Source organism: Pseudomonas sp. Ors-4-3C (assembly GCF_055755035.1).
In genome coordinates this window covers 5963663-5986550 of sequence record NZ_CM146900.1, presented here as the reverse complement: position 1 = coordinate 5986550, position 22888 = coordinate 5963663, and the positions used below count along the sequence as shown (strand labels likewise).

Sequence of the window (22888 nt, the reverse complement as noted above, 5' to 3'; positions counted from 1 at the left end):
TCTACAATTTTTCTTCAGCGGGTGCCTTGCAGCATCGATGGATCGGTCAGCGGCAGCAGCCAACGTGGTTGACCCGGTTGCAAGCCGCCACGGCGCGAGCGATCCACGACCCAGCCGCGAGCCTCGACCTGCCTGCCTTTCAGCGCCTGCAATCGGGCACTGTCGAATTGTCCGAGCAGATTGGGCGCAACGCGCAGTACAACCGAGTCCTGCAACTCGATCCAGATTCCGCCGCGATTGCGCTGAACCTTGCTCACACGCCCACTGACCACGGCGAAACCCGAGTGCTGAATCTGCTCCGCTTTCAGTACAGGCGACTGGCGCCAGACGCCGCGCCCAGCGGTGCGCGCGCTCTGCTCAGCGGCTTGCTGACAGGCAACAAGATCGACGTTCGGTGCAACGACCACCTGAAAACCCAGGCCGTCGGCGAGCATTTGCGCTTCAAGATTGCTACCGCTGGCACTGTAAACATGCGCGAGGGTACGGCCGTATTGGTCTTTGGCCTGCTTGCCGGTGAGCAGACCGACCCGACCGCCGCTGTCCGCCACCAGTGTTTCGAGGCGTTTACGCGCCGCCACGGCGAATGGCTCGTCGCTGCGACCGTGCCTGCCCAGTTCGGGCGTGTTGAGACCGATCATCCGCACACTGCGCCCGTCGCTCAGGCGCAGGGTATCGCCATCGACCACGCGTTGGACCGCAACGCTGCTCAGCCCCTTCGGAGCGGGACAGAAGGCCTGGGCGCCAGACAGCCAAATCGCGGACACAAAAAAGGCGCCCGCAAGGGACGCCTTTTTCATCAGCCCGGAAAAGCCATTGAGGTTTTCCAGAATGATTGGCCTTAGGCCTTTTTCGCGCCGAAAGCACCGAAACGGTCGGCAAAGCGCTGAACGCGGCCGCCAGTATCCAGAGTCTTCTGCTTACCGGTGTAGAACGGGTGGCATTCGTTGCAAACGTCGATCGGCAGAGCTTTGCCATGAGTCGAACGAGTTACGAATTTGTTACCGCAGCTGCAGGTAACATCGATTTCTACGTAGTTTGGATGAATATCGGCTTTCATGGTGTATTCCTCAGGCTAGCGTGCCGCCACCCAACACTATTGTTGAATACCGCACGTAATTAGGCCGCGGATTCTACCAGACAATGTCAATCGCGCAAGCTGTCCCTCAGACCGACCGTCTGCTAGGCTCCCGGCCTTGAACACATTCTCCTGTGGGAGCGGGCTTGCTCGCTCCCACAATTGATCTGCGCTCGCCCTTCTTTTGTGTTGATAGAGACCCCCCGCGTGCCCGACGCCATTCTGCGCCTCGCCCTGCCTTCGCCCCTGCGCCGCCTGTTCGACTATCGGGCACCGGCCGGTGTGCTGCGCGCCCAGTTGCAGCCGGGCATGCGCCTGCGGGTGCCGTTCGGGCGCAGGGAGATGATCGGGATTCTGGTCGAGATCACCGACACCAGCGAAGTGCCGGCAGAAAAGCTCAAACCGGCGCTGGCCCTGCTCGATGCCACCCCGCCGCTGCCTCCCGCATTGTTCAAGCTGTGCCTGTGGACCTCCCAGTATTACCAGCACAGCCTCGGCGATACCTTGAGCTGGGCGCTGCCGGTCCTGCTGCGTCAGGGCGAACTGGCCGAGGCCCGTCAGGAACGCTTCTGGTCGGTCGCCCCCGGCGCCAGCCTCGATGATCCTCGCATCGCCCGCGCCCCGCGCCAGCGTGAAGCCCTGGCAACACTGGCCCAGCACCCGCACGGCGTCGCCCATCAGTTGTTGAGCAAACTGATGCTGAGCAAGGACAGCCTCGACCTGCTGCTGGCCAAGGGCCTGGTGCAAGTGGAGATCCGGCGCCACGCCCCCGGCGTGCGCCATGAACACTGGCTGGCCCAGCCGGAGTTGCCGCTGAACACCGAACAACGCGCCGCTTACGAAGCGATCCGCGCCGGGTTCGACAGTTATCACGCCTTTCTGCTGGCCGGGGTCACCGGCAGCGGCAAGACCGAAGTCTATTTACAGCTGATCCGCGAAACCCTCGAAGCCGGCAAGCAGGCACTGGTGCTGATCCCCGAGATCAACCTCGGCCCGCAGACTCTGGCGCGTTTCGAGCAGCGCTTCAACGCACGCATCGCCCTGCTGCACTCGGCGGTCAACGACCGCGAGCGCCTCGACGCCTGGCTCGCTGCCCGCGACGGCGAGGCCGACATTATTATCGGCACCCGCTCGGCGCTGTTCACCCCGATGAAAAATCCGGGACTGATCATCATCGACGAAGAGCACGACGGTTCTTATAAACAGCAGGAAGGTTTGCGCTACCACGCCCGGGATCTGGCCCTGGTGCGCGCGCGGCAGGAAAACATCCCGATCGTCCTCGGTTCGGCCACGCCTTCGCTGGAAAGCCTGCACAACGCTTACACCGGTCGTTATGGCCTGCTGCGCCTCAACGAGCGGGCCGGCGGCGCCAAGCAGCCACGCTTCCTGCGGCTGGACGTGAAAAGCCGTCCGCTGGACAGCGGCATTTCCGGGCCGATGCAACAAGCCATCGGCCAGACCCTCGCCGCCGGCCAACAGGTGCTGGTGTTCCTCAACCGCCGCGGCTTTGCGCCGACGCTGCTGTGCCACGACTGTGGCTGGATGTCCGAGTGTTCGCGCTGCGATGCGCGGATGACTGTGCACCAGCGCTATGGCGAGCTGCGCTGCCACCACTGCGGCTATGTCGAACGCACGCCGCGCCAGTGCCCCAAGTGCAACAAGGTCGATCTGCGGCCGGTGGGCGCCGGCACCGAGCGTGCGGAGGAGCGGTTGGCGATTCTGTTCCCGGACTACCCGGTGCTGCGGGTCGACCGCGACAGCACTTCGCGCAAGGACGCGATGAATCAACTGTTCGCGACGATTCAGAAGGGTCAGCCATGCATTCTGGTCGGCACGCAGATGTTGGCCAAGGGACACCACTTCCCGCGGGTCACGCTGGTGTCGATTCTAGATGCCGACGGCGGACTGTTCTCCGGCGACTTCCGCGCCAGCGAGCGCATGGCGCAGTTGATCGTGCAAGTAGCCGGGCGCGCCGGGCGGGCGGAAGAGCCGGGCAAGGTGATCATCCAGACGCACCTGGCCGACCATCCTTTATTGGTGCAACTGACCGAGCAGGGCTACTTCGCCTTTGCCGAGCAAGCCTTGAGCGAGCGCCGCGCCGCCGGACTGCCGCCGTTTGCGCATCTGGCGCTGTTGCGCGCCGAAGCGCACAAGCCGGGACAGGCCGAGGGGTTTCTCGACGAGGCGTGCAGCGCGGCCGAGCGCTTGCTGGTCGAACAGAATCTGACCGGCATCGAACTGCTCGGGCCGGTACCGGCACCGATGGAGCGGCGTGCCGGTCGGTATCGGGCGCAGCTATTGTTGCAGGCTACAGCGCGGGCGCCGCTGCATCGGTTGCTCAGCAGCTGGTTGCTGGTGCTGGAGCAGATGCCGAGCGGGCGGGCGGTGCGCTGGTCGCTGGATGTCGATCCCGTGGATCTATATTGACGCTGACCTGTGGCGAGGGAGCTTGCTCCCGCTGGGGCGCGAAGCGGCCCCAAAACCGCAATGCCAGACAAACCGAGTCAGCCGGTTTTACGACTGCTGCGCAGCCGAGCGGGAGCAAGCTCCCTCGCCACAGGGTAATTTGTCACCACATATCCATAAGCTGCCTGCTAAGGTTGGCAAGCCCGTCTTCGCAACGGATAATGCCCAGTTTTTCCACCCGCGCATCGATGCGCCGCCGCGCTTGCGGTCGAAAGAGAAGACCATGAAAGACACCATTCGCCAGCTGATCCAACAAGCCCTCACCCAACTCGTCAACGAAGGTGTGTTGCCTGAAGGCCTGTCGCCGGCGATTCAGGTGGAGAACGCCCGTGACAAGACCCACGGCGACTTCGCCAGCAACATTGCCATGATGCTGGCCAAACCTGCGGGCATGAAGCCGCGCGATCTGGCGGAAAAAATCATCGCCGCGCTGCCGGCCGACGAGAACGTCACCAAGGCCGAAATCGCCGGCCCAGGCTTCATCAATTTCTTCCAGAACACCCAGGCCCTGGCCAGCCGCCTCGACGCCGCCCTGGCTGACGCTCACGTGGGCGTGCGCAAGGCCGGTCCGGCACAGCGCACCGTGGTCGACCTGTCGGCACCGAACCTGGCCAAAGAGATGCACGTCGGCCACTTGCGCTCGACCATCATCGGCGACGGCGTGGCCCGTGTTCTCGAGTTCCTTGGCGACGAAGTGATCCGCCAGAACCACGTTGGCGACTGGGGCACCCAGTTCGGCATGCTGATGGCTTACCTGCAGGAGAACCCGATCACCAGCGACGAGCTGTCCGACCTGGAAAACTTCTACCGCGCCGCCAAGCAGCGTTTCGACGAGTCCGAAGAATTCGCCGACCGCGCCCGTGGTCTGGTGGTCAAGCTGCAGGCTGGCGATGCCGAATGCCTGGCGCTGTGGACCCGGTTCAAGGACATCTCGCTGTCGCACTGCCAGAAGATCTACGAACTGCTCAACGTCAAACTGACCATGGCCGACGTGATGGGCGAAAGCGCCTACAACGACGACCTGATCAACGTGGTCAACGACCTGAAAGCTGCCGGCATGCTGGTCGAGAGCAACGGCGCCCAGTGCGTGTTCCTCGACGAGTTCAAGAACGCCGACGGCGACCCGCTGCCGGTGATCATCGTCAAGGCTGACGGCGGTTACCTGTACGCCACCACTGACCTGGCAGCCGTGCGCTACCGCAGTGGCAAGCTCAAGGCTGATCGCGCGCTGTACTTCGTCGACCAGCGTCAGGCCCTGCACTTCCAGCAAGTGTTTGCCGTGGCACGCAAGGCCGGTTTCGTGACCCATCCGATGGAAATGGAACACATGGGCTTCGGCACCATGAACGGCGCCGACGGCCGTCCGTTCAAGACCCGTGATGGCGGCACCGTGAAGCTCATCGACCTGCTGACCGAAGCACAGGAACGCGCCTACAACCTGGTCAAAGAGAAGAACCCGACACTGGCCGAAGACGAACTGCGCAACATCGCCAAGGTTGTCGGCATCGGTGCGGTGAAATACGCCGACCTGTCCAAGCACCGCACCAGCGACTACAGCTTCAACTTCGACCTGATGCTCAACTTCGAAGGCAACACCGCGCCGTACCTGCTGTACGCCTACACCCGTGTGGCCGGTGTGTTCCGCAAACTGGGCAAGGACTTCAGCGAAGTCGATGGCCAGATCGTCCTCGAAGCGGCGCACGAACAAGAGCTGGCGGCGAAACTGGCGCAGTTCGGCGAAGTGCTGAACAACGTCGCGGAAAAAGGCACCCCGCACATCCTCTGCACCTACCTGTATGACGTCGCCGGTCTGTTCTCCAGCTTCTACGAGAACTGCCCGATCCTCGCCGCCGAAACGCCGGCCCGGATGCAGAGCCGTCTGCGTCTGGCCGCGCTGACCGGTCGTACTCTCAAGCAAGGCCTGGAACTGTTGGGCCTGGAAACTCTGGAGCGCATGTAAGTTGGCTGCCAAGAAAAAACCTGCACCCAAGCGTGGCGCCAGCCGTTACCAAGCTCCTGCAAAGCAACCGATTCCGGGCTGGCTGTGGATGGCCATCGGCCTGACGGTCGGTGCGTTCATCGTGTTCCTGATGAAACTGGAGCCGGGCAAGGGCAGCGACACGGTCAAGCGCGAGAAGATCGAGCAAGCGCAACAGCAGAAAGCCACGAAAATCGCCGAGGCCAACAAGACCCCGCCGAGCCCGACACAACCGGTGAAGCCGAAGTACGACTTCTACACCCTGCTGCCGGAATCGGAAGTGATTGTGCCGCCGGATGCCGTGCCGGAGAAAACCCTGCCGACGCCACAAGTGCCGACCACGCCGGTAACCCCGGCGGAAGCGGCGAAGATCGATACCGCGCGGGCGCAGGCTGCGCTGTCGGGCATTACCCCGCCGCCAGCGCCACCGGTGGCGGAAGCGGCGCCGGTGACCAAGTTCTTCCTCCAGGCCGGTTCGTTCCGCAAAGAGGCGGACGCGGACAAGGTACGGGCGCAGATCATTCTGCTCGGCCAGGCCGTTTCGGTTGAATCGGGCACGGTGAAGGATGAAACCTGGTACCGCGTATTGGTCGGCCCGTTCAGCAACCGCGAACAGTTGACGACTGCGCAGAAACAACTGGCGGGCAGCGGCTTCAGCAACCTGTTGTTACAACAACGCCAGAGCCGCTGACCTCACGCCGAACGTAAATCGTTCGGCGGACTTTGTGGCGAGGGAGCTTGCTCCCGCTGGGGTGCGAAGCGCCCCCAAAGCCTGTAAATCCGGTGCATCAGACAGTCCGGGATTGTAGATTTTGCGACTGCTGCGCAGCCGAGCGGGACGGTGCGACGATTCGACAAGCTCCCTCGCCACAGAGTTTTTCACTCTCCCACGACACCGCTCGTCCCCTCACCCGCGCTATGGTTGAAATCCTCTCCAGCACCCCCATATGAATGGGCATAAGGCATTTTCGCCCCGCTGCGTGGAGACTCTTCCCTTGACCACCATCGTTTCAGTCCGCCGCCACGGCAAAGTCGTCATGGGCGGCGACGGCCAGGTTTCTCTCGGCAACACCGTGATGAAAGGCAACGCGAAAAAAGTTCGCCGCCTGTACCACGGCCAGGTCATCGCCGGTTTCGCCGGTGCCACCGCCGACGCCTTCACCCTGTTCGAACGTTTCGAAGGCCAGCTCGAGAAACATCAGGGCCACCTGATCCGCGCCGCTGTCGAACTCGCCAAAGAATGGCGCACCGACCGCTCCCTGAGCCGCCTCGAAGCCATGCTCGCGGTCGCCAACAAGGACGCGTCCCTGATCATCACCGGCAACGGTGACGTGGTCGAACCCGAGAATGGCCTGATCGCCATGGGTTCCGGCGGTGGCTATGCACAGGCTGCAGCCAGCGCACTGTTGAAAAAGACCGACCTGTCGGCCCGTGAAATCGTCGAAACCGCACTGGGCATCGCTGCCGACATCTGCGTATTCACCAACCACACTCAGACCATTGAGGAGCAGGATCTCGCTGAAGAAGCCTGATACGGCCCCTGTGCCACGGCTTTTTTCTGCTTGAGGACCGCCAATTACTATGTCCATGACTCCCCGCGAAATCGTCCACGAACTCAACCGCCATATCATCGGCCAGGACGATGCCAAGCGCGCCGTCGCGATTGCCCTGCGCAACCGCTGGCGCCGCATGCAGCTGCCTGAAGAGCTGCGCGTTGAAGTGACCCCGAAAAACATTCTGATGATCGGCCCGACCGGTGTCGGTAAAACCGAGATCGCCCGTCGCCTGGCGAAACTGGCCAACGCGCCGTTCATCAAGGTCGAAGCGACCAAATTCACCGAGGTCGGCTACGTCGGCCGTGACGTTGAATCGATCATCCGTGATCTGGCCGACGCTGCGATCAAGATGCTCCGCGAGCAGGAAATGACCCGCGTACGCCACCGCGCCGAAGACGCTGCCGAGGACCGCATCCTCGACGCGCTGCTGCCACCGGCACGCATGGGCTTCAGCAACGAGGAGCCGGCTCAGGATTCCAACACGCGCCAACTGTTCCGCAAGCGCCTGCGCGAAGGGCAACTGGACGACAAGGAAATCGAAATCGAAGTCGCCGAAATGGCCGGCATCGAGATCGCCACGCCGCCTGGCATGGAAGAAATGACCAACCAGTTGCAGTCCCTGTTCGCCAACATGGGCAAGGGCAAGAAGAAAGCTCGCAAGCTCAAGGTCAAGGAAGCGCTGAAACTGGTGCGCGACGAAGAGGCCGGGCGTCTGGTCAATGAAGAAGAGTTGAAGGCCAAGGCGCTGGAAGCGGTCGAGCAGCACGGTATCGTGTTCATCGACGAAATCGACAAGGTCGCCAAGCGCGGCAATGTCGGCGGCGCCGATGTGTCCCGTGAAGGCGTACAGCGCGACCTGCTGCCGCTGATCGAGGGCTGCACCGTCAACACCAAGCTGGGCATGGTCAAGACTGACCACATCCTGTTCATCGCTTCCGGTGCGTTCCACCTGAGCAAGCCGAGTGATCTGGTGCCCGAGCTGCAAGGCCGTCTGCCGATCCGCGTCGAACTCAAGGCCCTGAGCCCGGAAGACTTCGAACGCATCCTCAGCGAGCCGCACGCTTCGCTCACCGAGCAATACTGCGCACTGCTGAAAACCGAAGGCCTGAACATCCAGTTCCAGCCGGAAGGCATCAAGCGTCTGGCGGAGATCGCCTGGCAGGTCAACGAGAAGACCGAGAACATCGGTGCCCGTCGTCTGCACACGCTGCTCGAGCGTCTGCTGGAAGAGGTGTCGTTCAGCGCCGGCGACCTGGCCAGCGCGCATGACGACAAGCCGATCCTGATCGACGCTGCGTACGTCAACAGCCACCTGGGCGAATTGGCGCAGAACGAAGACCTGTCCCGTTATATCCTGTAAGCCATACTTACAGCGGTAGCGGACCCTGTGGGAGCGGGCTTGCTCGCGAAGAGGCCGTGCCAGTCGACAGCAATGTCGGCTGACACACCGCATTCGCGAGCAAGCCCGCTCCCACATTTGAATCAGGGTCGCCCACACAACGGACGCCAGACCATGACCTCAATCCCCACCGACATCAAACTGCACAAAGCCTCGAAAACCCTGACGCTCAAATACGCGTCCGGCGAGGAGTACACCCTGCCCGCCGAATTCCTGCGCGTGCATTCCCCTTCCGCCGAGGTCCAGGGCCACGGCAAACCGATCCTGCAATTCGGCAAGCTCAATGTCGGCCTCAGCGGCCTGGAACCGGCCGGTCAGTACGCACTGAAACTGACCTTCGACGACGGTCACGACAGCGGCTTGTTCACCTGGGAATACCTCTACGAGCTGGGGCGACGTCATGACGCACTCTGGGCCGATTATCTGGCCGAGCTCAAAGCCGCCGGGAAAACCCGCGATCCGGATCAGTCGATCGTCAAGCTGATGCTCTAGTCCGAGGCTCTTGCTGTTTAGAGGGCATTTTCTAAATTCATCTGTTTGAATGCGCTGCTGTGTGGCCGAGGATCGGCCTGCTTGCGAAAAAAATTAAACTCGGGTAACCAATGGAGCTGGCAAGTTCCCTGCAGTGCTCTACGACTGTAAAGCAGCTATGCAGAATTAACGGTCACCCGAGCAGTAGTACCTGGCATTGGCTGTGGAACTGCACAGCAGAAACCGGGTACTCGTCTCAGGACAATGGAGCGTCGTAGATGAGTAACAAGAATAACGATGACCTGAAGTACCAAGCCTCGGAAAACACCCTGGGGCTTAATCCCGTCGTTGGGCTGCGCGGAAAGGATCTGCTGGCCTCTGCTCGAATGGTGCTGACCCAGGCCATCAAACAACCGATCCATAGCGTCAAGCACGTGACCCATTTCGGTCTTGAACTGAAGAACGTGCTGTTCGGCAAATCCGAACTGCAACCGGCCAGCGATGACCGTCGCTTCGCTGATCCGGCGTGGAGTCAGAACCCGCTCTACAAACGTTATCTGCAAACTTACCTGGCGTGGCGCAAGGAGCTCCATTCCTGGATCGACGACAGCAGCCTGTCACCCAAAGACATCGCGCGCGGCCACTTCGTGATCAACCTGATGACCGAAGCCATGGCCCCGACCAACACCGCCGCCAACCCGGCGGCAGTCAAACGCTTCTTCGAGACCGGCGGCAAAAGCCTGCTCGACGGCCTCTCGCATCTGGCCAAGGATCTGGTACACAACGGCGGCATGCCGAGCCAGGTCAACATGGGCGCGTTCGAGGTCGGCAAGAGCCTCGGCGTGACCGAAGGCGCGGTGGTGTTTCGCAACGACGTGCTGGAGCTGATCCAGTACAAGCCGATCACCGAGCAGGTCCACGAGCGGCCATTGCTCGTCGTGCCGCCACAGATCAACAAGTTCTACGTTTTCGATTTGAGCCCGGACAAGAGTCTGGCGCGCTTCTGCCTGCGCAATAACGTGCAGACCTTCATCGTCAGCTGGCGCAACCCGACCAAGGCTCAGCGCGAATGGGGCCTGTCGACCTACATCGATGCGCTGAAGGAAGCAGTCGACGTGGTCACCGCAATCACCGGCAGCAAAGACATCAACATGCTCGGCGCCTGCTCCGGCGGCATCACCTGCACTGCCCTGCTCGGCCACTATGCCGCGCTCGGCGAGAAGAAGGTCAACGCCCTGACCCTGCTGGTCAGCGTGCTCGATACCACGCTGGACAGCGACGTCGCCCTGTTCGTCGACGAGCAGACCCTCGAGACCGCCAAGCGTCACTCGTACCAGGCCGGTGTGCTTGAAGGCAAGGACATGGCCAAGGTCTTCGCGTGGATGCGCCCGAACGATCTGATCTGGAACTACTGGGTCAACAATTACCTGCTCGGCAACGAGCCGCCGGTGTTCGACATCCTGTTCTGGAACAACGACACCACCCGGTTGCCGGCGGCGTTCCACGGCGACCTGATCGAGATGTTCAAAAACAACCCACTGATTCGCCCCAATGCACTGGAAGTGTGCGGCACGCCGATCGACCTCAAGCAGGTCACCGCTGACATCTTCTCGCTGGCCGGCACCAACGACCACATCACCCCGTGGAAGTCCTGCTACAAGTCGGCGCAACTGTTTGGCGGCAAGGTCGAGTTCGTGCTGTCGAGCAGCGGGCACATCCAGAGCATCCTGAACCCGCCGGGCAACCCGAAATCGCGCTACATGACCAGCGAAGGCATGGCCGCCAATGCCGATGACTGGCAAGAGAACTCGACCAAGCACACCGATTCCTGGTGGCTGTACTGGCAGGCGTGGCAGGCCGAGCGCTCGGGCAATCTGAAAAAGGCTCCACTGAAACTGGGCAACAAGGCGTATCCCGCAGGCGAGGCTTCGCCGGGCACTTATGTTCATGAGCGGTAACTGACGCACCTCATCCCCCTGTGGGAGCGGGCTTGCTCGCGAAAGCGGTTGATCAGCCAACAATATTGGCGACTGACACGACGCCTTCGCGAGCAAGCCCGCTCCCACAAGGGATTGGAGGTGATATTGAGATTGACCCACAGGGCCTGAAGCATGCCGCAACCGTTCATTTTCCGTACCGTCGATCTGGATGGGCAGACCCTCCGCACCGCGGTACGCCCCGGCAAGCCTCATTTGACGCCCTTGCTGATTTTCAACGGCATCGGCGCCAACCTGGAGTTGGTGTTTCCGTTTGTCGCGGCGCTGGACCCGGATCTGGAAGTGATCGCCTTCGACGTGCCCGGTGTCGGCGGCTCGTCGACGCCGAACCGGCCGTATCGCTTTCCCGGGTTGGCGAAGCTGACCTCGCGGATGCTCGACTACCTCGACTACGGCCAGGTCAATGTGATCGGCGTGTCCTGGGGTGGTGCACTGGCGCAGCAATTCGCCCACGACTACCCGGAACGCTGCAAGAAACTGGTGCTGGCGGCGACCGCGGCCGGTGCCTTCATGGTGCCGGGCAAACCGAAAGTGCTGTGGATGATGGCCAGCCCGCGACGCTACATCCAGCCATCCCACGTGATCCGCATTGCGCCGTTGATCTACGGCGGCTCATTCCGTCGCGACCCGACGCTGGCTGCCAGCCATGCAGCGAAAGTACGTTCGGCGGGCAAGCTCGGTTACTACTGGCAACTGTTCGCCGGCCTCGGCTGGACCAGCATTCATTGGCTGCACAAGATCCATCAGCCGACCCTGGTGCTGGCCGGTGACGACGACCCGCTGATCCCGTTGATCAATATGCGCATGCTCGCCTGGCGGATTCCCAACGCCCAATTGCACATCATCGACGACGGTCATCTGTTCCTGATCACCCGCGCCGAAGCGGTGGCGCCGATCATCATGAAATTCCTCCAGGAGGAGCGTCAGCGAGCGGTCATGCATCCGCAACCCTCGCCGCTGGGCGGATAAATCACGGCGGCAGGCTTTATGCAGGGTTTTGAACAACGTGCGCGGCAGGACGCCGCGCAGGCAGCAACCCGTAACAGCGACTATGGTGTTCTGGTTCGGTGAGTTTGTTTTTGACCTGAAGACGAAGGAGTGTTGAGTCATGCGCGACAAACCTGCGACGGGCGTAGTGCCCAGTCCCGCCGTGTTCATCAATGCACAAAGTGCAATGACCGGGCTGCGTGGCCGTGACCTGCTCTCGACGCTGCGCAGTGTCGCAGCCCACGGTCTGCGCAACCCGATCCACAGTGCCAAACATGCGCTGAAACTCGGCGGCCAGCTCGGTCGCGTGCTGCTCGGTGAAACCCTGCATCCGACCAACCCGCAGGACGCGCGGTTCGCCGACCCGGCGTGGAGCCTCAATCCGTTCTACCGGCGCAGCCTGCAGGCGTATCTGGCCTGGCAGAAACAGGTCAAGAGCTGGATCGATGAAAGCAGCATGAGCGAGGACGACCGCGCCCGCGCGCACTTCGCGTTCACCCTGCTCAACGATGCCGTCGCGCCCTCCAATACCTTGCTCAACCCGCTGGCGGTCAAGGAGCTGTTCAATTCCGGCGGCCAGAGTCTGGTGCGCGGCCTGAGTCATCTGTTCGATGATCTGCTGCACAACGATGGTCTGCCGCGGCAGGTCACCAAACAGGCTTTCGAAGTTGGCAAGACCGTCGCGACCACCCCCGGTGCCGTGGTGTTTCGCAACGAGCTGCTGGAGCTGATCCAGTACAAGCCGATGAGCGAAAAACAGTACGCCAAGCCGTTGCTGGTGGTGCCGCCGCAAATCAACAAGTACTACATTTTCGACCTCAGCCCGCAGAACAGCTTTGTCCAGTACGCGCTGAAAAACGGCCTGCAGACCTTCATGATCAGTTGGCGCAACCCGGACGTACGCCACCGGGAATGGGGCCTCTCGACCTACGTCGAAGCGGTGGAAGAAGCGATGAACATCTGCCGGGCGATCACCGGCGCACGGGAGGTCAACCTGATGGGCGCCTGCGCCGGTGGCCTGACCATTGCCGCGCTGCAGGGGCATCTGCAGGCCAAACGGCAGCTGCGACGGATCTCCAGTGCGACCTATCTGGTCAGCTTGCTCGACAGCGAGATCGAAACCCCGACCACCCTGTTCGCCGACGAACAGACCATCGAAGCCGCCAAGCGCCGTTCCTATCAGAGAGGCGTGCTGGACGGTCGCGACATGGCCAAGGTGTTCGCCTGGATGCGGCCCAACGATTTGATCTGGAGCTACTTCGTCAACAACTACCTGTTGGGCAAGGAGCCTCCAGCCTTCGACATCCTCTACTGGAACAACGACAACACGCGCCTGCCCGCCGCATTCCACGGTGACCTGCTGGACTTCTTCAAGCACAACCCGCTGACCCACCCGGGTGGCCTGGAAGTCTGCGGCACGCCGATCGATCTGCAGAAAGTCACCGTCGACAGCTTCAGCGTGGCCGGCATGAACGACCACATCACGCCATGGGACGCGGTGTATCGCTCGACGTTGCTGCTCGGCGGCGAGCGGCGCTTCGTGCTGTCCAACAGCGGCCACGTGCAAAGCATTCTCAACCCGCCCAGCAACCCAAAAGCCAATTACGTCGAGAACGGCAAGCTCAGCAGCGATCCGCGCGCCTGGTATTACGACGCCAAACGCGTTGACGGCAGTTGGTGGCCGCAGTGGCTGGAATGGATTCAGCAGCGCTCCGGCACGCAGCACGAAACCACGTTTACCCTCGGCAACCCGAACTATCCACCGATGGAGGCAGCACCCGGCACCTACGTGCATGTGCGCTGACGCTTAACCGAACTTTTCTAAGAAGACTGGATGAAAACCCGCGACCGGATTCTCGAATGTGCTCTGCAGTTGTTCAATGAGAAAGGCGAACCGAACGTCTCCACCATGGAAGTTGCCAATGAGATGGGGATCAGCCCCGGCAACCTCTACTACCACTTCCACGGCAAGGAGCCGCTGATTCTCGGCCTGTTCGAACGCTTCCAAAATGAACTGGCGCCGCTGCTCGATCCTCCATCGGATGCCGAGTTGGCGCCGGAGGATTACTGGCTGTTCCTGCACTTGATCGTCGAGCGCCTGGCGCAATACCGGTTTCTGTTCCAGGACCTGTCGAACCTCGCCGGGCGCCTGCCAAAACTGGCCAAGGGCATCCGCAATCTGCTCAACGCCCTCAAGCGCACGCTCGCGTCATTGCTGGCTCGCCTGAAGGCGTCGGGGCAATTGGTCAGTGATACCCAGGCGTTGGGGCAACTGGTGGAGCAGATCACCATGACCCTGCTGTTCTCGCTGGACTATCAGCGGATTCTTGATCGCGAGGGTGAGGTCAAACTGGTGGTGTACCAGATCATGATGCTGGTGGCGCCGCATCTGCTGCCGCCGGTGAAAGTGGCGACGGAGCGGATGGCCCTTCAATACCTCGAAGATCACGAATGAAATCAAGAGCCCCTCACCCTAACCCTCTCCCAGAGGGAGAGGGGACTGACCTTATTGTCTTACGCGATACGGCGACCTGAAAAATCCAGTCGATTATGGATTCAATACGACACTTTCAGGTCGGTGTAAGGCTGAAGCATCCCCGAATCGGCCCCCTCTCCCTCGGGGAGAGGGCTGGGGTGAGGGTAAGCTTTTAAAAGCACAAACAAAAACGCCCGACCTTCACAGGCCGGACGTTTTTTTTGCCCTGAAAAATCAGGACTGACTGGTTGGCGTCGACGGTGTCGATGCAGCAGTCGGAGTTGCTACCGGGGTCGGTGCAGCGGCGGAGTTCGACGCGCTGGTCGGGGTTGCCGGGGTAGCTGGCTTGGCTGCCGGAGCGGCCGGTTTTGGCGCAGCGGCTTTCGGCGCGGCCGGTTTTTTCACTGCCGGTTTTTTCGCCGCAGCCGGTTTGGCCGCTGGCTTGGCAGCAGGTTTGGCCGCTGCGGTTTTCGCCGCTGGCTTGGCTGCGGCTTTGGTGGCAGGTTTCGCAGCAGCTTTGGCAGCAACCGGTTTCGCGGCGGCCTTGGCGGCTGGTTTGGCAGCGGCCGTTTTAGCGGCGGGCTTGGCGGCAGCGGTTTTTGCCGCAGGCTTGGCGGCTGGTTTCGCAGTCGCTTTGGCCAGTGGCTTGGCAGCTGTTTTGGCTGCTGTTTTGGCTGCCGGTTTGGCCGCTGCGGTTTTCGCCGCGACCGGTTGGGTTTTCAGACCGGTGAGTTTCTCGATCTGCTTGGTCAGGGTTTCGACCTTGCTGTGCAGCGCTTTGACTTCATTGCGGCTAGGCACACCCAGGCGCGAAATGGCGCTGTTCAGGCGCTTGTCGAAAGCCCCTTCCAGCTCGTCCCACTTGCCCAGTGCGCGATCTTTCACGCCGCTGATGCGCGACTTGGCCGAAGAAGCAGAGTCCTTGGCGGCATCGACTTTCTTGCCGACTGCAGACTTGGTGAGCTTCTCGGCTTTCTCGCCGTCTTTGACCAGTGACTCGAAGAGCTTGCTGCCGTCAGTGTCGATCTTCGAGTACACGCCTAAACCAGCCAGCCAGATTTTGCGGGAGTAGTCTTCGACTTTCCCAATCCACGAGCTGCCTTCTTTATCGGTGTTCTTTTTACCAGCCATCCCGTTCTCCTTAAGATTTACGCGCGACGCGTTCGAGCAATGCCGTCAGCTCATCGAGCTTAGCAGAGAGTGTCTCAACGTCATGTTTAGACGGAATGCCGATACGATTCAAGGCGCTTGCCACGCGGGAGTCGAACGCCTTCTCGACCTTGTCGAGCTGAACTTCGACGCGACCTTTGAACGAGCTGACTTCACCCTTGGCTTCATCGATCTCGGCATTGGCGGCTTCGAGCTTTTCGGTGACAACCTTTTTGCCTTTCTTTTCAACAGTTTGACCAGCCTTGATCAACTCCTGAAAGTAGTCGCTGCCCTCTTGGCCAACCTTGGCGTAGGCACCCAGGCCTGCCAGCCAGATCTTGCGGGCATAGGATTTGACGTCGCTCAGGGTAGAAGTCGAAGCGTCGATTTTTTTCTTCAGAATTACTTTGGCCATGGTGCACCTCACGCGCAGAAGGTTTGAGGAACTGCCCGCAAAGGTGTCGGGCTCAGGCACAAAGTAGGGAGAAAAATTAGAAACGGCACCCTAACAACTGACATAAAAGTCCGGGAGCACCACAAAACAAATGTAGGAGTGAGCCTGCTCGCGATAGCGTCGTGTCAGTCAAAGAATTATTGGCTGACACGACGCTATCGCGAGCAGGCTCACTCCTACAGGGGACCGTATTTCAGGCAGAAATCAGACCAGCGCTTTGTCCAGCGCCTTCTCGATCTCGGCTTTGATCATGCCGCTCATGGCCGACATCACGATGCCCAGCTCCACGTCGACGCGGATCGAATCGTCAGCCACATGCACCGCGCCTTTCACGCCCGAGCGCTTGAGGTTCAGGGTGTCGCCCGACCACTGCGGCTCCAGGCCATATTGATCGGAGAGTTTCTGCGCCAGCTTGTCGGCCTTCTCGCGGGCGGCTTCCTTGCCCAGGCTGTGGGCACGCTCAACACTGATTTTGGCCATTGAATGACTCCTGCTTGATGAATAGGTGACGGTAAATCTTGACCGCGTCTGCGGCAAATCGTCCCGAAGGTTGCCCATCTTACCTTTAGCCATTCCAAGACAAAGCATGGCTTGGGGATTAGAATGTCGCGCATTCTCTTTTGGTGACAGCGATATGACTGATCAGCGCAAAGGCAGCGATGCCGAACCCACCACTCACTTCGGCTTCAAAAACGTTCCGGAAAGCCAGAAAGCGGAAAAAGTCGCTGAGGTGTTCCACTCCGTAGCCGCGAAATACGACCTGATGAACGACCTTCTGTCGGGCGGCATGCACCGTCTGTGGAAGCGTTTCGCGATCGAACTGTCCGGTGTGCGCAGCGGTAACCGCGTGCTCGACATCGCCGGCGGCACCGGTGACCTGACCAAGAAATTCTCGCACCTGGTTGGCCCTACCGGTCAGGTGGTATTGGCCGACATCAACGAATCCATGCTCAAGGTCGGTCGTGACCGCCTGCTGGATCTGGGTGTGTCGGGCAACGTCGAATTCGTGCAGGCGGACGCGGAAAAACTGCCGTTCCCGGACAACCATTTCGACTGCGTGACCATCGCCTTCGGCCTGCGCAACGTGACGCACAAGGAAGACGCCCTGCGCTCGATGCTGCGCGTGCTCAAGCCCGGCGGCCGCCTGCTGGTGCTGGAGTTCTCCAAGCCGACCAACGCGCTGATGTCCAAGGCCTACGACGCTTACTCGTTCGCGTTCATGCCGCTGATGGGCAAGCTGATCACCAACGACTCGGAAAGCTATCGCTACCTGGCCGAATCGATCCGCATGCACCCGAATCAGGAAACCCTGAAGTCGATGATGGTCGACGCCGGTTTCGACCGCGTGACCTATCACAACATGACCGCAGGCATCGTCGCCCTGCACCGCGGCATCAAGCCCTGATGCTGCTCACCGGGCTGCTCGCCAGCGTCGAACTCGGCCTCAACCGGGTGCTGCGTCTCGACAGCACGGCGCTGCCGCGGCTGGCGCATCTGACTGGCAAAGTGATTGCCGTCGATTGCCGCAGCCCGGCACTGCAACTGTTCATCCTGCCCAGCGATGAGGGCCTGATGCTCGCCTCGCACTGGGAAACCGGCGTCGACTGCACCCTGCGCGCCCCCGCTTCAAGCCTGGTGAAACTGGCCGTGAGCAAAGACAAGACCGCGGTGCTGCACGCCCCGGAAGTCGAGCTCGACGGTGACAGCGGCGTGCTGCTGGAGCTGGCCGGCGTGCTGCAGGACCTCGAGCTGGACTGGGAGTACGAACTCTCACGCTGGCTCGGCCCGGTCGCCACGCAACTGATCGGTGGCCACCTGCGCAGCCGCGCACGCTGGTATCAACAAGGATTTGCCAGCCTCAACCAGAACCTCGCCGAATACCTCGCCGAAGAATCGCGCACCCTGGTCGGGCAGCGCGAAGCCGAAGCGCGGTTCAGCGAACTGGACCGGATCAAACTTGATCTGGAACGTCTCGAGGCGCGTTTCGAGCGCCTTTCCCGATCCCTCGACCCAAGCGATAACGCATGAAGCTGCTTGCCGTCCGCCGTCTGTTGCGCATCCAGCGCGTCGTGATCCGCTACCGCCTCGATGACCTGCTGTTCGAGCTGCCGCTGCCCTGGTTTCTCCTGGCGCTGCGTTACGTGCTGCCGTGGCGCTGGTTCCCGCGCAAGCCGCTGGAGCTGAGCCGTGGCGCGCGTCTGCGTCTGGCGCTGCAGGATCTGGGGCCGATCTTCATCAAGTTCGGGCAGATTCTCTCGACCCGCCGCGACCTGCTGCCGGAAGACATCGCCGATGAGCTGATGCTGCTGCAGGACCGCGTGCCGCCGTTCGATTCACAGCTGTCGATCAAGCTGATCGAAGAACAGCTGGGCAAGAAAATCAGCGAAGTGTTCAGCCGTTTCGACGTCGAACCGCTGGCATCGGCCTCGGTGGCGCAGGTGCACGCCGCGCAGCTGAAAACCGGTGAAGAAGTGGTGGTCAAGGTGATCCGCCCGGGCCTGAAACCGGTGATCGCCCAGGATCTGGCGTGGCTGTTCATCCTCGCCCGCGCCGCCGAAAAGGTCTCCGCCGACGCCCGCCTGCTGCACCCGGTGGACGTGGTGCAGGACTACGAAAAAACCATCTACGACGAACTCGACCTGCTGCGCGAGGCGGCCAACGCCAGCCAGCTCAAGCGCAACTTCGAAGGCTCGCCGCTGCTCTACGTGCCGCAAGTCTATTGGGACTGGTGCCGGCCGAAAGTGCTGGTGATGGAGCGCATCTACGGGATTCAGGTGACGGATCTGGCGACCCTCGCCGACCAGCGCACCGACATGAAAATGCTCGCCGAGCGCGGCGTGGAGATCTTCTTCACCCAGGTGTTCCGCGACAGTTTCTTCCACGCCGACATGCACCCGGGCAACATCTTCGTCAGCACCGTCAACCCGTGGAGCCCGCAGTACATCGCAATCGACTGCGGCATCGTCGGCAGCCTGACCCCGGAAGACCAGGATTACCTGGCGCGCAATCTGTTCGCCTTCTTCAAGCGCGACTACCGCCGCGTGGCGCAGTTGCACATCGATTCGGGCTGGGTGCCGGCGGAAACCAAACTCAACGAATTCGAAGCGGCGATCCGCACCGTGTGCGAGCCGATCTTCGAAAAACCGTTAAAAGATATTTCATTTGGCCAGGTGCTGATGCGCCTGTTCCAGACCGCGCGGCGCTTCAACATGGAAGTCCAGCCGCAGCTGGTGCTGCTGCAAAAGACCCTGCTGAACATCGAAGGCCTGGGTCGTCAGCTGTATCCGGATCTGGATCTGTGGAACACCGCGCAGCCGTTCCTGGAGCGCTGGATGCGCGAGCGCGTCAGCCCGAAAGCCTTGCTCGGCAACGTGCAGAGCCAGTTCGAACAGCTGCCGCACCTGGCCAACATGGCCCGCGACCTGCTCGAACGCATGTCGCAACCGCACGCCTACGACCCGCCGCCACCGTGGCACAAACGCAAGGACGACTGGTTCCTGCGCCTGCTCGGTTGCGCGCATCTGGCGGGCGGGACGATCCTCGCCGCCGGCGGCCCGTTGCACGAACTGGGGCATTGGCCGGCGGGCATCATGGTGGCAGTCGGCTTGTATCTGGTCGTTCGCCGATAGCCAGTTTGCTGATCGGCTGGCACACTGTTTCAACGCCTGAACCCGACTATCGAAGTGGGGGTTCGCTGTCGGAGTCGAAGATGAAAAACTGGCTGGACGAGATCAAGTGGGACGCGGATGGCCTGGTGCCGGCGATTGCCCAGGATCACAAGACCGGACGCGTGCTGATGATGGCCTGGATGAACCGCGAAGCGCTGGAACTGACCGCTGCGGAAAACCGTGCAATCTACTGGTCACGTTCCCGTGGCAAGCTGTGGCGCAAGGGCGAAGAGTCCGGCCACGTACAGACCCTGCATGAAATGCGCCTGGACTGTGATGCCGATGTGATCATCCTGATGGTCGAACAGATCGGCGACATCGCTTGCCATACCGGCCGTCAAAGCTGCTTTTACCGCGTCTACGAAAACGGCGACTGGAAGACAGTCGACCCGGTTCTGAAAGACCCGCACGCTATCTACTCCGCAGGACACAAACATGAGTGACACCCTGACTCGCCTGGCCGAAGTGCTCGAAGAGCGCAAAGGCGCAGCGGCCGACAGCTCATATGTAGCTAGTCTGTATCACAAGGGCCTGAACAAGATTCTGGAGAAAGTCGGCGAAGAGTCGGTCGAAACCATTATTGCCGCCAAGGACGCCGCCATCAGCGGTGACTGCAGCGATGTGATCTACGAGACTGCCGACCTGTGGTTCCACAGCATGGTCATGCTCGCCCAACTGGGGCAGCATCCGCAGGCCGTGCTGGATGAACTGGATCGTCGCTTCGGTCTGTCCGGACACGTCGAGAAAGCCTCGCGTCCGTCCGCCTGAACAATTTTTAGAGAGGAACAGCAACATGGGCATTTTTGACTGGAAACACTGGATCGTCATTCTGGTAGTCGTGGTGCTGGTGTTCGGCACCAAGAAACTGAAAAACCTCGGCACCGACGTCGGCGAGTCGATCAAGGGCTTCCGTAAAGCCATGAACGATGACGAAAAACCGGCCGCCGATCCGACCGTAACGCCTGCGCAGCCCGTTCCACCGGTGCAGCCGCAGGCCACCGCTCAGGCCAACCCGCCGCACACCATCGACGTGCAGGCGCAGAAAGTCGAAGAGCCGATCCGCAAAGACGTGTGAGACTGACAAATGTTTGGTATCAGCTTCTCTGAACTGCTGCTCGTCGGCCTCGTCGCCCTGCTGGTGCTGGGCCCCGAGCGTCTGCCGGGCGCTGCGCGCACCGCCGGCCTGTGGGTCGGGCGGCTGAAGCGCAGCTTCAACGCGATCAAACAGGAAGTTGAACGTGAAATCGGTGCCGACGAAATCCGTCGGCAACTGCACAACGAGCACATTCTGTCGCTGGAGCAGGAGGCGCGGAAGATTTTCACGCCGGTTCAGCAGGAGCCGACGCCGGTTGAGCATGTGGGTGAGCAGACGATTCATGCGCCAGCCGCGCCCGCTGCACCTGCCGTAGCGACAACCGAACCTGTGCCCGTCGCGGCGCCAACTCCGGTTGAACACGTAGCTCCAAACGCCGCGCCGATCACACCAGCGCCTCACGACTCCACACTGCCGCCGCGAGCCCCATGAGCGATCTCCCCGAAAACGACCAGCACATGCCGCTGGTATCGCATCTGACCGAGTTGCGCACCCGCCTGCTGCGTTGTGTGGCGGCGGTGTTCATCATCTTCGCCGGGTTGTTCGCGTTCACCCAGCAGATCTACACCTTCGTCTCGACGCCGCTGCGCCAGTACCTGCCGGTCGGCGCGACGATGATCGCCACGGATGTGTCGTCGCCGTTCCTAACGCCGCTGAAGCTGACGATGATGGTCTCGCTGTTCCTCGCGATTCCGGTGATCCTGCACCAGATCTGGGGCTTCATCGCGCCGGGCCTGTACAAGCATGAGAAACGCATCGCGGTGCCGCTGCTGGTGTCCAGCATCCTGCTGTTCTACACCGGCATGGCGTTCGCCTATTACTTCGTGTTCCCGCTGATCTTCAAGTTCTTCGCCGCCGCCACCCCGGCCGGCGTGGAAATGATGACCGACATCACCAGTTACCTCGACTTCGTGATGACGCTGTTCTTCGCCTTCGGCGTCGCATTCGAGATCCCGGTAGCCGTGGTGCTGCTGGTGTGGATCGGCGTGGTCGACGTCAAATACCTGAAGAAGATTCGCCCGTACGTGATCATCGGCTGCTTCGTGGTCGGCATGATCCTTACGCCGCCGGACATCTTCTCGCAGACCCTGCTGGCGGTACCGATGTGGATGCTGTTTGAAATCGGCATTCTGTTCGGCAGCCTGGTCAGCAAGCGCGAACGCCCGGACGAAAATCCGGCCGACGATCACAACGACCAGCCGCCAGCGACCCAGGCATGAACCTGCTGTTGCTCGAAGAGGCCGACTTCATCGCGGCCGACCGCGTCGTGCTGCGTGACCGGCGCCTGACCCACATGCAGGAAGTGCATCGCTCGGAAGTCGGCGACAGCCTGCGGGTCGGGCGTATCAATGGCCTGATGGGCTCGGCCGAACTGCTGCGCCTTGAGGCCGGCGAAGCGGAATTGCGCGTCAGCCTCGATCAGTCACCGCCGGCCAAGCTGCCGCTGACCCTGGTCCTGGCCCTGCCGCGCCCGAAAATGCTGCGTCGAGTGTTCCAGACCGTGGCTACCATGGGTGTGGCGAAGGTGATTCTGGTCAACAGCTATCGGGTCGAGAAGAGCTTCTGGCAGACGCCGTTTCTCGAGCCGGAAGCGATTCGCGAGAATCTGATCCTCGGTCTCGAACAGGCCCGCGATACCGTGCTGCCGGAAATCATCATCGAGAAGCGCTTCAAGCCGTTCGTCGAAGACCGCCTGCCAGCGATCAGCGAAGGCACCCTCGGTCTGGTCGGCCATCCCGGCAACTATCCGCCGTGCCCGCGTGCGTTGAGCGAACCGGTGACGCTGGCGATCGGCCCCGAGGGTGGCTGGATCCCCTACGAAATCGACCTGTTGGGCAAGTCCGGCCTGCAACCGGTGCAACTGGGCGAGCGCATCCTGCGCGTCGAAACCGCCGTCACCGCCCTGCTCGCCCGCCTGTTCTGATACCTGTACCGCCTCCCCTGTAGGAGCTGCCGCAGGCTGCGATCTTTTGATTTTGTTTTTTAACAGCAAGATCAAAAGATCGCAGCCTCGTTGCACTCGTCAGCTCCTACAGGAATTCGGGGCTGGCAGACAAATCGGGTTACAGATTACCACCCCCCAGCCGATACAGTCTCCATAAGTCCAATTAGTGGTCCG

The 22888-nt window shown here is 61.4% G+C and carries 24 protein-coding genes; 19 read left to right on the top strand and 5 right to left on the bottom strand.

Translation table 11 applies throughout. The annotated features are described in order from the left end of the window. Window positions 1–14 precede the first annotated feature (14 nt). Entirely contained in the window at window positions 15–797 is a 783-nt protein-coding gene (locus ACVHNU_RS27120) for a thermonuclease family protein (protein WP_473018634.1), read from the bottom strand. 41 nt (window positions 798–838) lie between these two features. Then, window positions 839–1057 (bottom strand): 50S ribosomal protein L31, encoded by a 219-nt coding sequence (rpmE, locus tag ACVHNU_RS27115; RefSeq protein WP_003220885.1) that lies wholly within the window; start codon window positions 1055–1057, stop codon window positions 839–841. A 225-nt stretch (window positions 1058–1282) separates the two neighbouring features. On the opposite strand from rpmE, the gene ACVHNU_RS27110 reads away from it, so the two are divergent. The 10 genes from ACVHNU_RS27110 to ACVHNU_RS27065 all read left to right on the top strand — a co-directional run bounded on the left by ACVHNU_RS27110 (window position 1283) and on the right by ACVHNU_RS27065 (window position 14384). Then, window positions 1283–3502 (top strand): primosomal protein N', encoded by a 2220-nt coding sequence (locus ACVHNU_RS27110; RefSeq protein WP_400498844.1) that lies wholly within the window; start codon window positions 1283–1285, stop codon window positions 3500–3502. Window positions 3503–3764: 262 nt separating this feature from the next. Beyond that, complete coding sequence (argS, locus tag ACVHNU_RS27105; RefSeq protein ID WP_003220880.1) at window positions 3765–5501, top strand: arginine--tRNA ligase; 1737 nt, start codon at window positions 3765–3767, stop codon at window positions 5499–5501. 1 nt (window position 5502) lies between these two features. After that, window positions 5503–6210: an SPOR domain-containing protein gene (locus tag ACVHNU_RS27100; protein ID WP_473018633.1), complete on the top strand. Its 708-nt coding sequence runs from the start codon at window positions 5503–5505 to the stop codon at window positions 6208–6210. Between the two features lie 304 nt (window positions 6211–6514). After that, a complete protein-coding gene (gene hslV / locus ACVHNU_RS27095; RefSeq protein WP_003220875.1) occupies window positions 6515–7051 on the top strand; it encodes an ATP-dependent protease subunit HslV in 537 nt (178 codons plus the stop codon). Between the two features lie 49 nt (window positions 7052–7100). Then, a complete protein-coding gene (hslU, locus tag ACVHNU_RS27090) occupies window positions 7101–8435 on the top strand; it encodes an ATP-dependent protease ATPase subunit HslU (protein ID WP_003220872.1) in 1335 nt (444 codons plus the stop codon). Between the two features lie 153 nt (window positions 8436–8588). Then, window positions 8589–8966, top strand: a complete 378-nt coding sequence (locus ACVHNU_RS27085) for a gamma-butyrobetaine hydroxylase family protein (RefSeq protein WP_003220870.1) — start codon at window positions 8589–8591, stop codon at window positions 8964–8966. A gap of 257 nt (window positions 8967–9223) precedes the next feature. After that, window positions 9224–10903, top strand: coding sequence for a class II poly(R)-hydroxyalkanoic acid synthase (gene phaC / locus ACVHNU_RS27080; RefSeq protein WP_201136004.1), 1680 nt, complete (start codon window positions 9224–9226; stop codon window positions 10901–10903). A gap of 153 nt (window positions 10904–11056) precedes the next feature. After that, window positions 11057–11911, top strand: a complete 855-nt coding sequence (gene phaZ / locus ACVHNU_RS27075; RefSeq protein ID WP_003220867.1) for a poly(3-hydroxyalkanoate) depolymerase — start codon at window positions 11057–11059, stop codon at window positions 11909–11911. A gap of 139 nt (window positions 11912–12050) precedes the next feature. After that, window positions 12051–13733 (top strand): class II poly(R)-hydroxyalkanoic acid synthase, encoded by a 1683-nt coding sequence (gene phaC / locus ACVHNU_RS27070; protein WP_103486231.1) that lies wholly within the window; start codon window positions 12051–12053, stop codon window positions 13731–13733. Window positions 13734–13763: 30 nt separating this feature from the next. After that, window positions 13764–14384: a TetR/AcrR family transcriptional regulator gene (locus ACVHNU_RS27065; RefSeq protein WP_103520650.1), complete on the top strand. Its 621-nt coding sequence runs from the start codon at window positions 13764–13766 to the stop codon at window positions 14382–14384. A gap of 255 nt (window positions 14385–14639) precedes the next feature. Here ACVHNU_RS27065 and ACVHNU_RS27060 read toward each other — a convergent pair whose 3' ends face one another. The 3 genes from ACVHNU_RS27060 to ACVHNU_RS27050 form a co-directional block, all read right to left on the bottom strand. Beyond that, the gene (locus tag ACVHNU_RS27060; protein ID WP_473018632.1) at window positions 14640–15536 is read right to left on the bottom strand and encodes a phasin family protein; all 897 of its coding nucleotides are present in this window, start codon (window positions 15534–15536) and stop codon (window positions 14640–14642) included. A 10-nt stretch (window positions 15537–15546) separates the two neighbouring features. Then, window positions 15547–15969: a phasin family protein gene (locus tag ACVHNU_RS27055; RefSeq protein ID WP_003220861.1), complete on the bottom strand. Its 423-nt coding sequence runs from the start codon at window positions 15967–15969 to the stop codon at window positions 15547–15549. A 243-nt stretch (window positions 15970–16212) separates the two neighbouring features. After that, the gene (locus ACVHNU_RS27050; protein ID WP_473018631.1) at window positions 16213–16488 is read right to left on the bottom strand and encodes a polyhydroxyalkanoic acid system family protein; all 276 of its coding nucleotides are present in this window, start codon (window positions 16486–16488) and stop codon (window positions 16213–16215) included. A 154-nt stretch (window positions 16489–16642) separates the two neighbouring features. Here ACVHNU_RS27050 and ubiE point away from each other — a divergent pair, with 154 nt between their 5' ends. The 9 genes from ubiE to ACVHNU_RS27005 all read left to right on the top strand — a co-directional run bounded on the left by ubiE (window position 16643) and on the right by ACVHNU_RS27005 (window position 22693). Then, window positions 16643–17413 carry a bifunctional demethylmenaquinone methyltransferase/2-methoxy-6-polyprenyl-1,4-benzoquinol methylase UbiE gene (gene ubiE / locus ACVHNU_RS27045; RefSeq protein ID WP_003220857.1) on the top strand — a complete coding sequence of 257 codons (771 nt, stop codon included), beginning with the start codon at window positions 16643–16645 and terminating at the stop codon, window positions 17411–17413. Then, entirely contained in the window at window positions 17413–18036 is a 624-nt protein-coding gene (locus ACVHNU_RS27040; RefSeq protein ID WP_003220855.1) for a ubiquinone biosynthesis accessory factor UbiJ, read from the top strand. Before ubiE ends, ACVHNU_RS27040 begins: the two co-directional genes overlap by 1 nt. Continuing rightward, window positions 18033–19637 carry a ubiquinone biosynthesis regulatory protein kinase UbiB gene (gene ubiB, locus ACVHNU_RS27035; RefSeq protein ID WP_134785240.1) on the top strand — a complete coding sequence of 535 codons (1605 nt, stop codon included), beginning with the start codon at window positions 18033–18035 and terminating at the stop codon, window positions 19635–19637. The genes ACVHNU_RS27040 and ubiB overlap by 4 nt, the downstream gene beginning before the upstream one ends. An 80-nt stretch (window positions 19638–19717) precedes the next feature. Further along, window positions 19718–20119, top strand: a complete 402-nt coding sequence (gene hisI, locus ACVHNU_RS27030; RefSeq protein ID WP_003220851.1) for a phosphoribosyl-AMP cyclohydrolase — start codon at window positions 19718–19720, stop codon at window positions 20117–20119. Beyond that, window positions 20112–20444 carry a phosphoribosyl-ATP diphosphatase gene (locus tag ACVHNU_RS27025; RefSeq protein WP_007909355.1) on the top strand — a complete coding sequence of 111 codons (333 nt, stop codon included), beginning with the start codon at window positions 20112–20114 and terminating at the stop codon, window positions 20442–20444. The genes hisI and ACVHNU_RS27025 overlap by 8 nt, the downstream gene beginning before the upstream one ends. 25 nt (window positions 20445–20469) lie before the next feature. Continuing rightward, window positions 20470–20751, top strand: a complete 282-nt coding sequence (locus tag ACVHNU_RS27020; RefSeq protein WP_003220847.1) for a twin-arginine translocase TatA/TatE family subunit — start codon at window positions 20470–20472, stop codon at window positions 20749–20751. A 9-nt stretch (window positions 20752–20760) separates the two neighbouring features. Beyond that, window positions 20761–21201, top strand: coding sequence for a Sec-independent protein translocase protein TatB (tatB, locus tag ACVHNU_RS27015; RefSeq protein ID WP_103486605.1), 441 nt, complete (start codon window positions 20761–20763; stop codon window positions 21199–21201). After that, window positions 21198–21989 carry a twin-arginine translocase subunit TatC gene (tatC, locus tag ACVHNU_RS27010; protein ID WP_003220842.1) on the top strand — a complete coding sequence of 264 codons (792 nt, stop codon included), beginning with the start codon at window positions 21198–21200 and terminating at the stop codon, window positions 21987–21989. Before tatB ends, tatC begins: the two co-directional genes overlap by 4 nt. After that, a complete protein-coding gene (locus ACVHNU_RS27005) occupies window positions 21986–22693 on the top strand; it encodes a 16S rRNA (uracil(1498)-N(3))-methyltransferase (protein ID WP_473018630.1) in 708 nt (235 codons plus the stop codon). The genes tatC and ACVHNU_RS27005 overlap by 4 nt, the downstream gene beginning before the upstream one ends. Window positions 22694–22888: the final 195 nt, after the last annotated feature.

Excerpts from the sequence above, each read along its gene's own strand:
- ACVHNU_RS27120 (WP_473018634.1), bottom strand. The coding sequence starts at position 797 with ATGAAAAAGGCGTCCCTTGCGGGCGCCTTTTTTGTGTCCGCGATTTGG.
- rpmE (WP_003220885.1), bottom strand. The coding sequence starts at position 1,057 with ATGAAAGCCGATATTCATCCAAACTACGTAGAAATCGATGTTACCTGC.
- argS (WP_003220880.1), top strand. The coding sequence starts at position 3,765 with ATGAAAGACACCATTCGCCAGCTGATCCAACAAGCCCTCACCCAACTC.
- hslU (WP_003220872.1), top strand. The coding sequence starts at position 7,101 with ATGTCCATGACTCCCCGCGAAATCGTCCACGAACTCAACCGCCATATC.
- ACVHNU_RS27085 (WP_003220870.1), top strand. The coding sequence starts at position 8,589 with ATGACCTCAATCCCCACCGACATCAAACTGCACAAAGCCTCGAAAACC.
- phaC (WP_201136004.1), top strand. The coding sequence starts at position 9,224 with ATGAGTAACAAGAATAACGATGACCTGAAGTACCAAGCCTCGGAAAAC.
- phaZ (WP_003220867.1), top strand. The coding sequence starts at position 11,057 with ATGCCGCAACCGTTCATTTTCCGTACCGTCGATCTGGATGGGCAGACC.
- phaC (WP_103486231.1), top strand. The coding sequence starts at position 12,051 with ATGCGCGACAAACCTGCGACGGGCGTAGTGCCCAGTCCCGCCGTGTTC.
- ACVHNU_RS27065 (WP_103520650.1), top strand. The coding sequence starts at position 13,764 with ATGAAAACCCGCGACCGGATTCTCGAATGTGCTCTGCAGTTGTTCAAT.
- ACVHNU_RS27060 (WP_473018632.1), bottom strand. The coding sequence starts at position 15,536 with ATGGCTGGTAAAAAGAACACCGATAAAGAAGGCAGCTCGTGGATTGGG.
- ACVHNU_RS27055 (WP_003220861.1), bottom strand. The coding sequence starts at position 15,969 with ATGGCCAAAGTAATTCTGAAGAAAAAAATCGACGCTTCGACTTCTACC.
- ACVHNU_RS27050 (WP_473018631.1), bottom strand. The coding sequence starts at position 16,488 with ATGGCCAAAATCAGTGTTGAGCGTGCCCACAGCCTGGGCAAGGAAGCC.
- ubiE (WP_003220857.1), top strand. The coding sequence starts at position 16,643 with ATGACTGATCAGCGCAAAGGCAGCGATGCCGAACCCACCACTCACTTC.
- ACVHNU_RS27040 (WP_003220855.1), top strand. The coding sequence starts at position 17,413 with ATGCTGCTCACCGGGCTGCTCGCCAGCGTCGAACTCGGCCTCAACCGG.
- ubiB (WP_134785240.1), top strand. The coding sequence starts at position 18,033 with ATGAAGCTGCTTGCCGTCCGCCGTCTGTTGCGCATCCAGCGCGTCGTG.
- hisI (WP_003220851.1), top strand. The coding sequence starts at position 19,718 with ATGAAAAACTGGCTGGACGAGATCAAGTGGGACGCGGATGGCCTGGTG.
- ACVHNU_RS27025 (WP_007909355.1), top strand. The coding sequence starts at position 20,112 with ATGAGTGACACCCTGACTCGCCTGGCCGAAGTGCTCGAAGAGCGCAAA.
- ACVHNU_RS27020 (WP_003220847.1), top strand. The coding sequence starts at position 20,470 with ATGGGCATTTTTGACTGGAAACACTGGATCGTCATTCTGGTAGTCGTG.
- tatB (WP_103486605.1), top strand. The coding sequence starts at position 20,761 with ATGTTTGGTATCAGCTTCTCTGAACTGCTGCTCGTCGGCCTCGTCGCC.
- tatC (WP_003220842.1), top strand. The coding sequence starts at position 21,198 with ATGAGCGATCTCCCCGAAAACGACCAGCACATGCCGCTGGTATCGCAT.
- ACVHNU_RS27005 (WP_473018630.1), top strand. The coding sequence starts at position 21,986 with ATGAACCTGCTGTTGCTCGAAGAGGCCGACTTCATCGCGGCCGACCGC.